Here is a 13,810-nt window from a genome sequence, read left to right on the forward strand (position 1 = left end):
GTCAGTGACCTGCGGTTTTGTTGAGGCAAATTTGCCGGCTGCTCGGCATTTCCAAAAAAGTCTACTCACTTAGCCAGCGGGCAGCCAAAAAAGAACCGTCGCAACGTCGTTTGACTCCGTTGCGACGGTTTTTCGAGCATTTTCGCACTGCCGAGGACGCAGACGTTCCTCATTTCTCGCGCTTACCGAGCAAGAAGGCGCTATTCTCCGAAAGTAGTCAAAAAAGCTCCGTCCCAAATTAGCTACCCTTTGCACCGATTATTCGCCTGGGTTGATATTCGCGTAGAACTCCGCGCCATCATCCAGGCGCAGGATCCCGACGCGGCCGAACTCGGAGCCGGTGGCGGCGGCGCAGTCGATATCGATACGATCGGGCACGCCGGCGGTATCCTCGCCACCCAGGCGCACAATCTGCCCGCGGCCCGACTCCTCATCAAGCCCCGCCAGGCCGCCAACCTCGCAATAGCGCCCAAGCGACACCGTGGGCGTGTGGCCGCTCACCACGACCGGACCCTCGCCCTCGGCAGAAAGCAGTCCCGTCGGCGCATCCCAATAGCCGTGACGAATCCACAGCAGGTCATCGGACGACTGCACCGCGAGCATCTGCTGCAGCAGCTCGCGATCGGCACCCACCGCTCCGACGCCATCGGCACAATCGACGCCATGCTCAAGTAAAAACGCGCGCGCCGCCTTCATCTCGATTCCAGCATGTACCAGCAGATACGGGCGCTCCTCGGTCTCGGCCACCGCGTAGAGCGGCAGCGCGGCCATCCATCGCACGAGCTCCTCGTATGCCTCAAATTCCATGTCGTTGAGCTGCTCGCGCGTCGTCCAGCCACCGTTGATATCCCAGGTCTCGGCATCGAGCGGATCCTGGCCAATGATGGCATCGAGCATGATCTGCTCGTGATTGCCCTTGAGCACGTGGGCGTTGGGCAGCGAGCGCACGAGCTTAATAACGCCGACCGGATCGGGCCCGCGATCGATCATGTCGCCCAACACGTACAGCGTGTCGTCGGACGTCAACGAAATCTTGGACAGGGCCTCGTCAAGCGCACGCACGTGCCCGTGAGCATCAGATGTCACATAGATCGCCATGGTACGCCTCTCCTTGCATTGCGGCCAAAGCCCGGCGCCGCAACTAAAACTTCAAGTTGAACTTAAACGTTACCCATTGTACTCCGTTGCAATAAAGCTGGAAAGGGTTTCCGAGCAGAGGCAAAGACGGCAGCCGTCTATGACGATATCGCGCACGCCCGCAATCCAACCCCATAAACCCACCATCTTTGGGTACAAATAACCGCAGACAACTAACCGTGCCACGCCAACCACCCAGGAGCGGACACCATCCATGAACCAGATCCTTCTTTTTATCGGCCTCGTCATCATTTTGTGCCTGACCATCAAACCCGTCGGCAAAAAGCTCCCCTTCCCCACCCTGCTTATCTTTATCGCGCTCGGCATGCTGCTGGGCGTCAACGGCCCGGCGCATATCGACTTTAGCGACTACGCACTCACCGAAACCGTCTGCAGCACGGCGCTATTGTTCATCATGTTCTACGGCGGCTTTAACACCAACATAGACCGCGCCAAGCCCGTCGCCGCGCCGGCGGTGCTGCTGAGCACGCTCGGCGTCGTCATCACCGCAGGCATCACCGGCGTGTTCGCCCACTTTGTGCTGGGCTTCGACTGGATCGGCGGCCTGCTGCTGGGATCGGTCGTGGCGTCCACCGACGCGGCCAGCGTCTTTAGCGTTCTGCGCGAGCACAGCCTTTCGCTGAGGGGCGGCACCGACTCGCTGCTCGAGGTCGAATCGGGCTCCAACGACCCCGTCGCCTACATGCTCACCGCCGTGCTCGCGACCCTCGCGGCGGGCGGCAATATCGACATTCCCGTGCTGCTGACCAAGCAGATCATCCTGGGCGTGGGGTTGGGCCTTGCCATCGGCTGGACATCCAGCCGTCTGATTGAGCGCGCACACGCAACGGCCGAAGGCGCGCAGACCATCTTCTTGTTCGCCGTGGCCATCGTCGCCTACGCGCTGCCGAGCTACCTGGGCGGCAACGGCTTTTTGGCCGTATACCTTGCAGGCATTGTGCTGGGCGCAAGCGACATCACCGGTAAGGTCGAGATGGCGCACTTTTTTGACACCCTCACCGAGATGGCCGAGATGACCATCTTCTTTTTGCTGGGCCTGCTCGTCACGCCCGCGCGCCTGCCGCAGATGCTGCTGCCGGGCCTGGCGCTCATGGCGTTTATGCTCTTTGCGAGCCGCCCCATCGCCGTCTGTCTGCTGCTGGTGCCCTTTAAGACGAACCCTCGCCAGGTTGCACTCGTAAGCTGGGCGGGCTTGCGCGGCGCGGCTTCGGTCGTCTTTAGCCTCTTTGCCATGGTAGCCGGCGTTCCCGGCGGTCACGACCTGTTTGACCTGGTGTTTGTGATTGCCGTATCGAGCATTGTGGTGCAGGGTTCGCTACTGCCGGCGGTGGCGAAGAAACTCGATATGATCGATGCGGCCGGCGACGTACGCCGCACCTTTAACGACTACCGCGACGAGGACGGCATGTCGTTTGTAAAGCTCAAGGTGGGCGCTGGCCATCCGTTTGCCGGACGCTCGCTCGCGGACATTGGCAGCGCCACAGACATGCTCGTGGTCTTGGTGCTGCGCGACGGGGCGCACCCGGTACTGCCCAACGGCGATACCGTCATCGAGGAAGGCGACCTTCTGGTGATGGCAGCCCCAACGTTCGAAGAGCGTGCCGAGGTTACGCTGCGCGAGGTCACCGTGACGCCCCACGGTCGCCTGGCCGGTCAGCGCCTGCGCGACGTGCCGCAAGGCAAGCACCCCTTTATCGTGGTGATGCTCAAACGCGACGGCCAAACGATCATCCCCGACGGCAACACCCTCATATACGCCGGCGACGAAGCCGTCATCGCCACGCTGGCGTCGTAGTGACCAGGGGTTAGCTAATTTGCGACGAAGAAATCAAGCGCCTAGAGAACCTCATGCCTTCGCTCGCAGATTTGGATTTGCCCGAGGAGTAAAGCACCCCTCCCCCATGTAACCATCCTGTAAATCATAGCGGCGCACTCGGGTTTTGCTGTGATTCGGTCGCGCCTGACGCTCCACTGTGCTAAAGTATCCCGAACGTTCAAACGACTACGAGGGGAACTAGAAGATGGCACGTGTGCACAACTTCTCAGCTGGCCCGGCCGCGCTGCCTACAAGCGTGCTCGCCGAGATCGCCGACGAGATGATGGACTACCGCGGTTGCGGCATGTCCGTACTCGAGATGAGCCATCGATCTAGCATGTACCAGCAGATTATCAACGACGCCGAGGCAACCCTGCGCCGTCTGCTGAGCATCCCCGACAACTACCGCGTCCTGTTTTTGCAGGGCGGCGCCACGCTGCAGTTTGCGGGCATCCCCATGAACCTCATGCGCCGCGGCCGCGCCGGCTACGTCGTGACCGGCAACTTTGCCAACAAGGCGTACAAGGAGGCCGCCAAGTACGGCGAGGCCGTGCTGCTCGCGAGCTCCGAAGACACCAACTTCGACCGCATCCCCGACATGGCCGACATCAACGCGCGTATTGCCGCCGAGGCCACGGGCGACGGGCTCGACTACGTCTACATCTGCCAGAACAACACCATCTTCGGCACCATGTACCACGAGCTGCCCAACTGTGGCGATGTGCCGCTGGTCGCCGATGTCTCGAGCTGCTTTCTGTCGCAGCCGCTCGACGTTGAGCGCTACGGGCTCATTTACGCCGGTGCGCAGAAAAACGCCGGCGCCGCGGGCGTGACCGTGGTCATCGTGCGCGACAACCTGATCGCCGACGACTCGGCCTTTGCGCAGACGCCGCAGTACCTGAACCTTAAGACCCAAGCCGCCAAGGGCTCCATGCTCAACACGCCCAACACCTTTGGCATCTACGTGTGCGGCAAGGTGTTCCATTGGGTTGAACAGACCGGCGGACTTGCCGCCATGGCCGAGCGCAACTGGGCCAAGGCCAACCTGCTCTACGACCTGCTCGAGAACAGCAAACTATTCCACGGCACCGCACAGACAGACAGTCGCTCCATCGCCAACGTCACGTTCCGTACCGGCGATGCCGACCTCGACGCCGCCTTTGTCGCAGGCGCGGCCGAGCACCAGATTCAAAACGTCAAGGGCCATCGCCTGGTGGGCGGCATGCGCGCCAGCGTCTACAACGCCGTAACCATGGAAGACGTGCGGGCACTGGCCTCGTACATGAAGGACTTCGAAGCGCAGCATAGTTTGAGCCCGCGATCTAACTAGCCCGCAACCCGCGGGCCGACCAGCCACTTCAAACCACCCTGCTTAGATCAAAACCTGCTAAGGAGTTTTTCCATGCGTAAGATTAAGACCATCGACGACATCACTAAAGACGGCAAAGTCGAGTTTGGCGAGGGCTACGAGTTTGTGGGCACCGCCGAGGAGGCCGACGCTATCCTGATGCGCTCCACCGACCTGCACGGCTACGAGCTGCCCGAGGGCATCCGCGCCATCGCCCGCTGCGGCGCCGGCGTCAACAACATCCCCGTCGAGGAGTACGCCAGAAAGGGCGTCGTCGTCTTTAACTCTCCCGGTGCCAACAGCAACGCCGTCAAGGAGCTCGTCCTGGGTATGCTGGTGCTTTCGAGCCGCGGCGTCGTGCAGTCGATGAACTGGGTGCGCAACAACGCCGACAACCCCGAGATCCAGGTCGATGCCGAGAAGGCCAAGAAGGCCTTTGTGGGCCGCGAGCTCAAGGGCAAGCGCATCGGCGTCATCGGCCTGGGCAACGTAGGCTCCAAGGTCGCCAACGCCTGTGTCGACCTGGGCATGGACGTTTACGGCTACGATCCGTTCATTTCCGTCGAGCACGCGTGGGTGCTGAGCCGCGAGGTGCAGCGCGTGGGCACGCTCGAGGATCTGTGCCGCGGCTGCGACTACCTCACCGTGCACGTGCCCAGCAAGGCCGATACCATCGGCATGATCAGCACCGAGCAGATCGACCTGCTGGCCCCGGACGCCGTGCTCATCAACTACGCGCGCGAGACCATCATTGACGAGGACGCCGTCGACGCCGCCCTGCGCGCGGGCAAGCTCAGCTGGTTTAGCTGCGACTTTGCCACGCCCAAGACCGTCAAGATGCCCAACACGTTTATCACCACGCATTCGGGCGCCGGCACCGGCGAGGCCGAGGCCAACTGCGCCGACATGGCCATCAGCGAGCTCAAGGATTACCTGGAAAACGGCAACATCGCGCACAGCGTCAACTCCCCCGCCTGCAGCATGGGCAGGGCGCGCGCCGCAAGCCGCATTGCCTGCCTGCATGCCAACGTGCCCAACATGATCGGCCAGATCACGGCCATTCTCGCCAAGGACAACGCCAACGTGCAGCGCATGACCAACGAGTCCGCTGGCGAGAACGCCTACACCATGTTCGACACCGATGAGCACCTGGACGGCAGCACGATCGAGGCACTTAAGCAAATTCCGTCGATGTATCGTGTGCGCGTGATTAAATAGCGCCGGCGCCAATCCTGCCAGACAGACCACGAAGCCCATTCGGCCCCCGTTTTCACGAAACGGGGGCCGATTTTGTTGCTCCGGACGACTTTAAAATGATACCCAGAACAAGTTTTTTCAGATAATCGATAGTGAGGCTCAAGTCGCTAAGCACACCCGCTTTGATAAACAGCTTTATCAGGGACTTTAGTAGGTAAAAATCGATCTCTATGTGCCGAATGTAAGTTGACTGTCCATTTTCCGAAACAACTTATTCTAGATAGCATTTTTAAGGCCCCTCCAAGGCGAAATATAAGTCTTTTTGTGACCAAAACTCTAGTCCGCGCGACCGTTTTCCACCCGCGCGGCTACATTCCTGCCCAATCGATAAAAATCTCCTCACGAAGCCGCCGTTCGAGCTCCTGCTGTCGCGGCGTCTTGTCTTTCAGCGGCACATCGAGATAGGACATGATGAGCTCCATCACCACGCGGAAGGCATCGGAGTCGGCCAGCTGACCATAGGTCATCAGAATGACGGGATATCCCATCGCTTGCAGCGCCGTCGTTCGATCGGAGTCCGAAATCTTGGATTCAATGGATCCGTGAATGGCTTTACCTTGGCATTCAACCAGACACTCTCGGCTGCCGTCCTTATTTGCCAGCAGGATATCGGCATAGCGCCTATCAAGCCCCGAAATCAGGCGGGCGCTGCGCGTCATACGAATCTCAACGTTATTGGTAAGGCGCAGCCCTTCGCCGCCGCGCAACCTCGTAAGGCCAAACAGCATCGAAGCCTGGACCTCGAGCGGCGATGCTGCCACCCCCGTAATGCATTTCGCGGCTCGTATGAACGATTTAGCGCCGCGGAGCCCCCGGACCTTATCGACGAACTCTGTAAGCTCAGAGAGCTCAATCAAGGGAGGTCGTTTCCACAAGTCCGTTGGATTCCCCGAGACATCCTTTACGTTTTCCCAGCCCGACCGTGCGTCACCCCACCGGTCCCCATATGCCTGCACAAGTGCCGACTTTACCTGAGGCGCAATCTTGCACACGGCAAAGGTGCCGCACATCTCATACATGCACATGATTAAACGCTCGTTTGAGACCGAGGAAGCCAGGGTCAGCAGGGTAAAGAGCGGGGACGCGACATCGAGGCCAAACTCTGTCTGTCGCATGGAATCAAACGGCCTCTCCCCGTTCCAAACATGCCTGACAATGCGATCGCCCTTACGTCCGCAGCTGCCCTGCGCCAACACGTGTAACGGGGTGCCCAGGAAATGCGTGACGAGCGGATGCTCACATAGGTGCTCCCTGCGCGGATCGTCTACAGAATCAGGCAGGTCCGGCATTATTGCCAAGACCTGTGGGGGTATCCGGTGATACCGAAAGGCAGATATGTCGCACAGCATGTCGTCCATGAAGGGTACGTACCCGCTGCGTCGCTTGTGAACCCGCTCGGACGGCAAACGCACTGGCTCGGCCTGCGAACGGTAAATACTGCCACGCCCACGTCGCGGATCTCTCAGGAGGCTTACAATCGGTTTGGAAAGCAAACTGATTGTGAGGTTGCATATGGTTGATGAGGACTTTGCCTGGCGGCTTGCGCAGGAGCTTGTGCGGATCGAAAGCTCAGACCCGGGCGCGTATGAGGACGAGATCGAGCGCTTCATTAAGAGGCTCATTGAGCAGCAGCTGGCACAACTTGATAGTTCTGCGCTCGATGCCGTGCAGATTGAGGAGCTCGAAGTGCTGCCCGGGCGCCGCAACCTTAAAGTCACCGTGCCGGGCCAAAGCGACGAGCCGCGGCTGATCTATATCTGCCACATGGATACCGTCACCTTGGGCGATGGCTGGGACGCAGACATCGCACCGCTTGGGGCGGTTGTGCGCGACGATAAACTCTATGGCCGCGGTGCCTGCGATATGAAGGGTGGCCTGGCCTGCGCCATTGCCGCACTGGTCCATACGCTCGAACGCGTGGCGGCGGATGGCGCGCTGCCACGCCGCGGCTTTTCGCTCATCTGCTCGGTCGACGAGGAAGACTTCATGCGCGGCTCAGAGGCCGCGATCGATGCTGGCTGGGTCGGCTCGCGCGAATGGGTGCTGGACACCGAACCCACCGACGGACAGATCCAGGTGGCGCACAAGGGTCGCACGTGGTTCGAGATTGAAATGGCTGGCGTGACGGCGCATGCGAGCCAGCCTTGGAAGGGCGCGGATGCCGTCGCCGCCATGGCCGAGGTCGTGTGTTCGCTCCGTCGCGTGTTTGTGGCGCTGCCCGCGCACGATGAGCTGGGGTCTTCGACCATCACGTTTGGCCAAATCGAGGGCGGATATCGCCCCTATGTCGTGCCCGACCGCGCCAAAGTCTGGGTCGACATGCGTCTGACCCCGCCGACCGATACGGCCGCCGCGACGCGCATGGTAGAGCAGGCCATCGCCGTCGCCGAAGCCGCCGTTCCCGGTTGCCATGGCAGCTACACCGTGACGGGCGACCGCCCCGCCATCGAGCGCGACCCGAACTCTCCCCTTCTAGCAGCGCTCAAGCGTGCCGCCGATGACGTGACGGACGCGGACACGACCGTCGGCTTCTTTACCGGCTACACCGACACCGCCGTCATTGCCGGCAAGACAGGCAACCGCAATTGCATGAGCTACGGTCCCGGGTCGCTCGCGCTCGCACACAAGCCCAACGAATATGTGCCCCATGCCGATATCGTTCGTTGTCAGCAGGTGCTAATCGCGCTCGCCGATAACGTGCTCTGGGACGCGAGCGGCCAAGTTGGGGCATAATAAGCCGCGAACAAACCGACTCGTGCGTTAGGACCGCCCATGAAAGCACTTCCGTTTCCCTGCATCCGCCCGGCTCAGGACCGCGTACTCGAGGCGCTGCCTGCAATGGGCAGCATCCTGAGCGGCAACGATGCTCTGCGCGGAGCCCTTGCCGATGGCCTGATGCTCAAGGACCCGGGTGCGGCGTATTACGTGTACGAATGCTCGGGCGAGCCGGGACGCGTGACGGGTGTCGTGGCGATCTGCCCGACGAGTGTACTTGCGGACGGCAAGGGCGATGCCAGCGCCGACGTGGCCGCCGCCGCGCGCGCGATCGCCGAGCTCAAGGTGCAGCCGCGCCCCGTGTCGCTCGCCTACGAGGCCTCGCCCGTCATGGATATCATCCTGGGCGCCGCCAAAGAGGGCGCGTCGCTCTACGCCGTCACCGACCCCGCGGGCATTACGCACCGCGCGTGGGAGGTCAAGCGCGAGGACGCCGTCGGGGCCATCCGCGCTATGCTCGACCAAGCACCGGAGCCGGCACTGACCGACGACCCCGCCTACGCCGCCGCTCTGACCGGGGCGTCGCAGCTGCTGGCCGATGAGGCCCGTGCCGCCGGAACGTACACCGGCAAGGAGCCGTTCAACTTTACCGTTGCCGTGCTCTTCCCCGCCGCGCAGGTCAGCGGCGCCGCGCCGCAAGTTCCGACAGGTCTGCTCACGCACCAGGTCGCGCGGTTCTAGCAAGACCAGACCGCCCAGCACAAAAATCGGCAGCTCAACAAACAGGGGGCGGAGATGCAGCAGGTACATGCATCTCCGCCCCTTTTGCGTCGAGAAGTAAGTCGGCGACCCGCACCGCCACGCCCAAACTACCCGCGCTGCGGACCCGCGGCAGCCACGAGCGGCTCAAGCCCCAGCTCGCGCGCGTAGTCTTCCTGCGTAAAGATCTCAACCAGTTCAAACGTATCGGTCGTATCGTCAAACACGAAATGCAGCACCGAGCAGTTGCCCGGCACGCGCTCGCGCTCGTCGGCCTCCGTGCCCTTCACGTGATCCAAAAACTCCTTGATGGCCGACCCGTGGCTCACCGCGAGCACGCACGAATGGTCCGGGCGTCGCATGAGCTCGGTCAGCGTCGTCACCATGCGCTCACGCACCTGCATCTGACCCTCGCCGCCAAACTGGCGATAGAAATCGCGCCACGGGCGCTCGGGCATGAGCATCACGCGCTCGGCCTCAAAGTCGCCAAAGAACCACTCACGCAGGCCGTCCAGGCGCTCGTACGCCAAGCCCGGCCACAAGTTGGCGATAGTCTGCTCGGTGCGATGAAGCGTGGAGGTGTAGGCATGATCGGGCTCAATGCCGCGCGCACGTAAAAACATGCCGGCGCGCGCCGCCTGGTCGCAACCCAACTGCGTAAGCGGCGAGTCACTCCAGCCCTGAATAATGCGCTTAAGGTTGAATATCGTCTGTCCATGACGGACCAGATACAGATCTTTATTCATAGGGGTCCTTTCGTTCGTTACCAACCCAAGAGCGAAAACGCCCCGTCGCAATAGCCAAAATGAAGCACGGCACCGTTGTCGGGTAGCTCTCCCCCGCCAGTCACATACTCAAGAAACTCCTGGCAGGCTGAGCCGTGGGAAACCGCCAGCACGCAGTCGTGCTGCGGCCTGGCCATGATGCGGGACAGCGCCGCGACCATGCGCGACTGAAGCTGCACTTCCGACTCACCGCCAAAGGCCACCGGATAATCGCCCCAGGGCTGCGGCGGCATCTCGCGATTTGATGTGCCCTCCAGCGAGCCAAAATGCCACTCACGCAGGTCATCGACCAGCTCAATGGAACGGCCCTCGCCAACGATAAGCTCGGCCGTATGCCGCGCCCGGCCCAACGGCGAGGAATACACATGATCAAAGGCCACGCCACGCGCCGCAAACGCCGTACGCGCCGTCAGCGCCTGCTCGCGCCCGCGCGCCGTAAGCGGCGAATCGTGCCAGCCCTGCAAAATGCTCTGCACATTGAGCTCAGTCTGCCCATGCCGCACCAAATACAGATCTGCCACACACCCTCCCCTCGTACCACCACAAAGGGGACAGGAGCCTTTGTGGTGATTTTGCCGCCGGATTGCACCGCAACGACGCACAATTACAGCAGCACGTCGGCAAGCGGACGCTTGGGTACGTGGTGCACCTGCGCCTCGTCGCGCCAATAATTGATGGAGCCGTCGGGGTTGGAATCGATCGCATCGATCACCTGTGTCTCGGCCGGAACGCCAAAGGCCATGATCAGCTTGAGCTCATACTTGTCGTTATTGAGCCCCATGGCATCGATCGCGTGGGGCGTAAAGGCCTTGAACATGCAGGCTGCCACCTCGGGCGTGGCGCTGCGGGCGGCGAGCATCATCGTCTGCGCGGTAATGCCCGTGTCGACATCGGTAATGGGAGCGGCGGGCTTGCCCGGAACGGCGCGCTCAGCAAGAATCGCGATGTAGCCGGTCGGGCGCTCGCCCTCATCGGGACCCGGCCAATCCTTGAGCGCACCGGCCCATGCAAGCTCGTCAAATACACGCGCGCAGTCCTCTGCACCGCTCACCACGTGAAAGCGCAGACGCTGAGCATTGGCGCCGCAGGGAGCCAGGTGCGCCAGTTCCGCCAGCTCGAGCAAAAACTCGCGCGGCACGCGCATAGACTCGTCAAAGCGGCGGCACGTACGGGCACGACGGACCAGCGCATCAAACGCTTCCAGACCGAGCTTTTCGCAACCTTGCTTTGCCATCGATTCGACACTCGACGGTGCCTCGGGAACTGCTTCGTTCATAGGGACCCCCAATACAAGCCAATTGTCCTTAGGAAAATCTAACCTAAAACGTAGGCAATAACGAACAGGGCTGCAATGTTCTACACCTGTTGAATAGAAAACCGCGACGTGGGGAACAACGGAAACAATTCGGGACCTTTGGGTTACGTTTCGCCCTCCCCGACCCATACGCCAGCGCCTTTAAGCGATACTGGTTGTAACGATCAAGGCTTACGCCGCACGGAAAGGAGACGTTATGGGTATCTTTAGGAACGATGACCAAAAATCGAGCCAGTTTGGATTTGACGAGAAAAGTATGGCGGGCAAAGCCGTCAAGGCCGTGCGCTGGATCTACGCCATCACGGGCGTCGTGGCGCTCATTGCTGGCATCGCGCTGCTTTTTGCACCCGCCAAGTCCCTCGTCTTTTTGACGACCGTCCTTGGTTTTTACTTTGTAATCACCGCTGCCATCAGGCTGTTCACTGCCATTTTTGAGCCGCTGCTGCCCACTGGCTGGCGCGTGACGAGCATCATCTCCAACCTACTCATTATCCTGGGCGGCGTCATAATCCTGCGCAACCAGGCCTTCTCGACCGCGACACTCACCACGATGGTGGTTGTCGTGGCCGGCTTTGGCTGGATTGTCGAAGGTGTCATGTCCATTCTGGAGTCCGAGCTTTCGTCCAACCGCGCCCTTGCCATCCTGAGCGGTGCACTCTCCATCATCGCCGGCATGTTCGTGTTTATCTATCCGCTGTGGTCGGCCAAGATGCTTGTCATCTTTAGTGGCGCCGCGCTGCTGGTGTTTGGCGTAACGCTCATTGTTCGCGCCATTCAATTTGGCAAACTGGTGCACTAGATGCCGCGAACGCTCTTTATTGATGCCGACGCCTGCCCGGTCACGCGCGAGTCGATTGACTGCGCGCGGCGGGCGGGCGTCGCCGTTGTTATCGCCGGCAACAGCACGCAAAACCTGGAACGACACATTCGCCGCGACGACCCACGCGATGCCGAGCACGCGCGACGCGGCTTTTGGGTCACGACGCTCGACGTGAGCGTGGGCGCCGACAGCGCCGACTTTGCCATTGTCGAACGCCTGCAGGCGGGCGACGTGGTCGTGACGCAGGACATTGGCTTGGCGAGCATGGTGCTCGGGCGCGATGCCGCCGCCATCGGTGTGCGCGGGCGCGTCTACGACAAAGCGACCATCGACATGCAGCTGTTTATTCGCCACGAGGAAAAGAAGGTGCGCCGCGCCGGCGGACGCACTCGCGGACCGGCGGCATTTACTAGCGAAGACCGCGACCGCTTTAAACGCAACCTCACCGAGCTGTTGCGCTAACCAAGGTAGATTTTTGGGACATGCCTAAAATCTACCTTTTTGTCTTGAGCGGTGTGAGCGCTCGGAATCCATGGCTCAACAAAAAAACGGGCTTCAAAATGCCATGCGTCGCCGCATTGCGCAGGCGCTGAGCATGGCTATTTGAAGCCCATTTTTTAGGCCTACTTAGAGGCCAACGGCGGAGAGGATGAGGCCCCAGCCAGTGCCGATGACGTACATCATGATCAGGAACACGGCATTTTCGCGGGCGCTGCGGTTGGTGCGGAACAGCACCAGATAACCCACGCCGGCGGAAATGAGCGTGCCGGCGAGCATCGGCGCCAGTTGCAGCGCGCCTTCCAGATACAGCTGTGTAATGACCACGCTCGCCGAGCAATTGGGAATCAGCCCGACAAGCGCCGAACCCAGGACAGCGAGTGTCTCGTTGCCGCGCAGGAACTGCTCGATCGCGGACTCGCCGAACGTCTCGAGCACGGCGACCAGAATCAGCGTCACCAGAAAAATGAATACCGAGACCTGCACGGTGTGCGAGATCGCACTGCGGATGATCGACAGGACAGGCGTCCCTTCGTGGGAGTGAGAGTGACCGTGACCATCATGGTGTTCATGTTCGCCCTCATGACCGTGATCGTGGCCATGTCCGTGTTCGTGCTCGTCCTCGTCTTCATCACAACCGCAATGGTCGCGCTCGCACAGCTCGTGGATGTGGTCGGCGCTCACGCCTGCCTCGGCCACCTCGTCGATGATGTCACCGCCGCTGTGGTCGTCGTGCGCGCAGTTCACGTGGGCCGGGTTGGCCGCGGTTCCCAGCACGGTACGGCGAATCGCCGCGTGCGCGCGGGCGTTACGGCGCAGGCCGCGAATGGCAGCGTCCACGATAAAACCCGTGACCAGTGCGATCAGCGCTTTCGAAGCCAAAAGCATCGCCATAGTCTGCACGGGAACCTGCTCGGCAAGCAACAGCGGCAGCATCTCATCGGAGGTCGAAAGGAACACCGCCACCAACGTGCCCAAGGTCACGACACGGCCGGCGTACAGCGTTGCTGCCATGGCCGAAAATCCGCACTGCGGCACCATGCCCAGCAGCGAGCCAACCACGGGACCCGCAGCGCCGGCGCGCTTGATAGCGCCGTTGACGCGGTCGCCCGCAACGTGCTCAAGTGTCTCGAGAGCAAGATACGTCACCAACAAAAACGGCACCAGCGACAGCGTGTCCTTGCCGGCGTCGAGCAGAATATCAATCAGTAAATCCATGACGGATGGAACCTTTCGTGTCTTTCGGCAGCATTGTAAAAGTCCTAGCGGTCAACTAGGGTATTGTAGTTGTCCCGGGCGCGGTGCCAATAGTTGCCTATGGTAAACTATCATCTCGCCA

13 protein-coding genes are annotated in these 13,810 nt (G+C 61.1%); 7 read left to right on the forward strand and 6 right to left on the reverse strand.

Annotated elements, in window-relative coordinates; genetic code table 11:
- Positions 1–258 precede the first annotated feature (258 nt).
- Complete coding sequence (locus tag CHY22_RS01915; protein ID WP_089572054.1) at positions 259–1,098, reverse strand: metallophosphoesterase family protein; 840 nt, start codon at positions 1,096–1,098, stop codon at positions 259–261.
- Between the two features lie 253 nt (positions 1,099–1,351).
- Here CHY22_RS01915 and CHY22_RS01925 point away from each other — a divergent pair, with 253 nt between their 5' ends.
- The 3 genes from CHY22_RS01925 to CHY22_RS01935 all read left to right on the forward strand — a co-directional run bounded on the left by CHY22_RS01925 (position 1,352) and on the right by CHY22_RS01935 (position 5,540).
- Positions 1,352–2,953: a potassium/proton antiporter gene (locus CHY22_RS01925; protein ID WP_089572058.1), complete on the forward strand. Its 1,602-nt coding sequence runs from the start codon at positions 1,352–1,354 to the stop codon at positions 2,951–2,953.
- A gap of 226 nt (positions 2,954–3,179) precedes the next feature.
- Positions 3,180–4,304 carry a 3-phosphoserine/phosphohydroxythreonine transaminase gene (gene serC, locus CHY22_RS01930; RefSeq protein ID WP_089572060.1) on the forward strand — a complete coding sequence of 375 codons (1,125 nt, stop codon included), beginning with the start codon at positions 3,180–3,182 and terminating at the stop codon, positions 4,302–4,304.
- Positions 4,305–4,376: 72 nt separating this feature from the next.
- Entirely contained in the window at positions 4,377–5,540 is a 1,164-nt protein-coding gene (locus CHY22_RS01935; protein ID WP_089572062.1) for a phosphoglycerate dehydrogenase, read from the forward strand.
- A gap of 347 nt (positions 5,541–5,887) precedes the next feature.
- Here CHY22_RS01935 and CHY22_RS01940 read toward each other — a convergent pair whose 3' ends face one another.
- A complete protein-coding gene (locus CHY22_RS01940; protein WP_143759198.1) occupies positions 5,888–6,694 on the reverse strand; it encodes a hypothetical protein in 807 nt (268 codons plus the stop codon).
- A 397-nt stretch (positions 6,695–7,091) separates the two neighbouring features.
- On the opposite strand from CHY22_RS01940, the gene CHY22_RS01945 reads away from it, so the two are divergent.
- Positions 7,092–8,312 (forward strand): M20 family metallopeptidase, encoded by a 1,221-nt coding sequence (locus CHY22_RS01945; RefSeq protein ID WP_089572065.1) that lies wholly within the window; start codon positions 7,092–7,094, stop codon positions 8,310–8,312.
- A gap of 39 nt (positions 8,313–8,351) precedes the next feature.
- Complete coding sequence (locus CHY22_RS01950) at positions 8,352–9,035, forward strand: DUF1015 family protein (RefSeq protein WP_089572066.1); 684 nt, start codon at positions 8,352–8,354, stop codon at positions 9,033–9,035.
- A gap of 128 nt (positions 9,036–9,163) precedes the next feature.
- Here CHY22_RS01950 and CHY22_RS01955 read toward each other — a convergent pair whose 3' ends face one another.
- The 3 genes from CHY22_RS01955 to CHY22_RS01965 form a co-directional block, all read right to left on the reverse strand.
- On the reverse strand, positions 9,164–9,799 hold the full coding sequence (locus CHY22_RS01955) for a histidine phosphatase family protein (RefSeq protein WP_089572068.1): 636 nt from the start codon (positions 9,797–9,799) through the stop codon (positions 9,164–9,166).
- A gap of 17 nt (positions 9,800–9,816) precedes the next feature.
- On the reverse strand, positions 9,817–10,359 hold the full coding sequence (locus tag CHY22_RS01960; protein ID WP_055252053.1) for a histidine phosphatase family protein: 543 nt from the start codon (positions 10,357–10,359) through the stop codon (positions 9,817–9,819).
- An 83-nt stretch (positions 10,360–10,442) separates the two neighbouring features.
- Complete coding sequence (locus CHY22_RS01965) at positions 10,443–11,114, reverse strand: nitroreductase family protein (protein WP_158551154.1); 672 nt, start codon at positions 11,112–11,114, stop codon at positions 10,443–10,445.
- A gap of 235 nt (positions 11,115–11,349) precedes the next feature.
- On the opposite strand from CHY22_RS01965, the gene CHY22_RS01970 reads away from it, so the two are divergent.
- Both CHY22_RS01970 and CHY22_RS01975 read left to right on the forward strand, forming a co-directional pair.
- Complete coding sequence (locus tag CHY22_RS01970; RefSeq protein ID WP_089572072.1) at positions 11,350–11,952, forward strand: DUF308 domain-containing protein; 603 nt, start codon at positions 11,350–11,352, stop codon at positions 11,950–11,952.
- Positions 11,953–12,435, forward strand: a complete 483-nt coding sequence (locus tag CHY22_RS01975; protein ID WP_089572074.1) for a DUF188 domain-containing protein — start codon at positions 11,953–11,955, stop codon at positions 12,433–12,435.
- A gap of 165 nt (positions 12,436–12,600) precedes the next feature.
- On the opposite strand, the gene CHY22_RS01980 is transcribed toward CHY22_RS01975, so the two are convergent.
- The gene (locus CHY22_RS01980; RefSeq protein ID WP_089572076.1) at positions 12,601–13,689 is read right to left on the reverse strand and encodes a putative manganese transporter; all 1,089 of its coding nucleotides are present in this window, start codon (positions 13,687–13,689) and stop codon (positions 12,601–12,603) included.
- Positions 13,690–13,810 lie beyond the last annotated feature (121 nt).

The organism is Collinsella sp. TF06-26 (genome assembly GCF_002232035.1).
In the GTDB taxonomy this organism is placed as follows: domain Bacteria; phylum Actinomycetota; class Coriobacteriia; order Coriobacteriales; family Coriobacteriaceae; genus Collinsella.

Bases quoted from the DNA above. Each gene is read 5' to 3' on its own strand.
- CHY22_RS01915 (WP_089572054.1), bottom strand. From the start codon at position 1,098: ATGGCGATCTATGTGACATCTGATGCTCACGGGCACGTGCGTGCGCTT.
- CHY22_RS01925 (WP_089572058.1), top strand. From the start codon at position 1,352: ATGAACCAGATCCTTCTTTTTATCGGCCTCGTCATCATTTTGTGCCTG.
- serC (WP_089572060.1), top strand. From the start codon at position 3,180: ATGGCACGTGTGCACAACTTCTCAGCTGGCCCGGCCGCGCTGCCTACA.
- CHY22_RS01935 (WP_089572062.1), top strand. From the start codon at position 4,377: ATGCGTAAGATTAAGACCATCGACGACATCACTAAAGACGGCAAAGTC.
- CHY22_RS01940 (WP_143759198.1), bottom strand. From the start codon at position 6,694: ATGCGACAGACAGAGTTTGGCCTCGATGTCGCGTCCCCGCTCTTTACC.
- CHY22_RS01945 (WP_089572065.1), top strand. From the start codon at position 7,092: ATGGTTGATGAGGACTTTGCCTGGCGGCTTGCGCAGGAGCTTGTGCGG.
- CHY22_RS01950 (WP_089572066.1), top strand. From the start codon at position 8,352: ATGAAAGCACTTCCGTTTCCCTGCATCCGCCCGGCTCAGGACCGCGTA.
- CHY22_RS01955 (WP_089572068.1), bottom strand. From the start codon at position 9,799: ATGAATAAAGATCTGTATCTGGTCCGTCATGGACAGACGATATTCAAC.
- CHY22_RS01965 (WP_158551154.1), bottom strand. From the start codon at position 11,114: ATGAACGAAGCAGTTCCCGAGGCACCGTCGAGTGTCGAATCGATGGCA.
- CHY22_RS01970 (WP_089572072.1), top strand. From the start codon at position 11,350: ATGGGTATCTTTAGGAACGATGACCAAAAATCGAGCCAGTTTGGATTT.
- CHY22_RS01975 (WP_089572074.1), top strand. From the start codon at position 11,953: ATGCCGCGAACGCTCTTTATTGATGCCGACGCCTGCCCGGTCACGCGC.
- CHY22_RS01980 (WP_089572076.1), bottom strand. From the start codon at position 13,689: ATGGATTTACTGATTGATATTCTGCTCGACGCCGGCAAGGACACGCTG.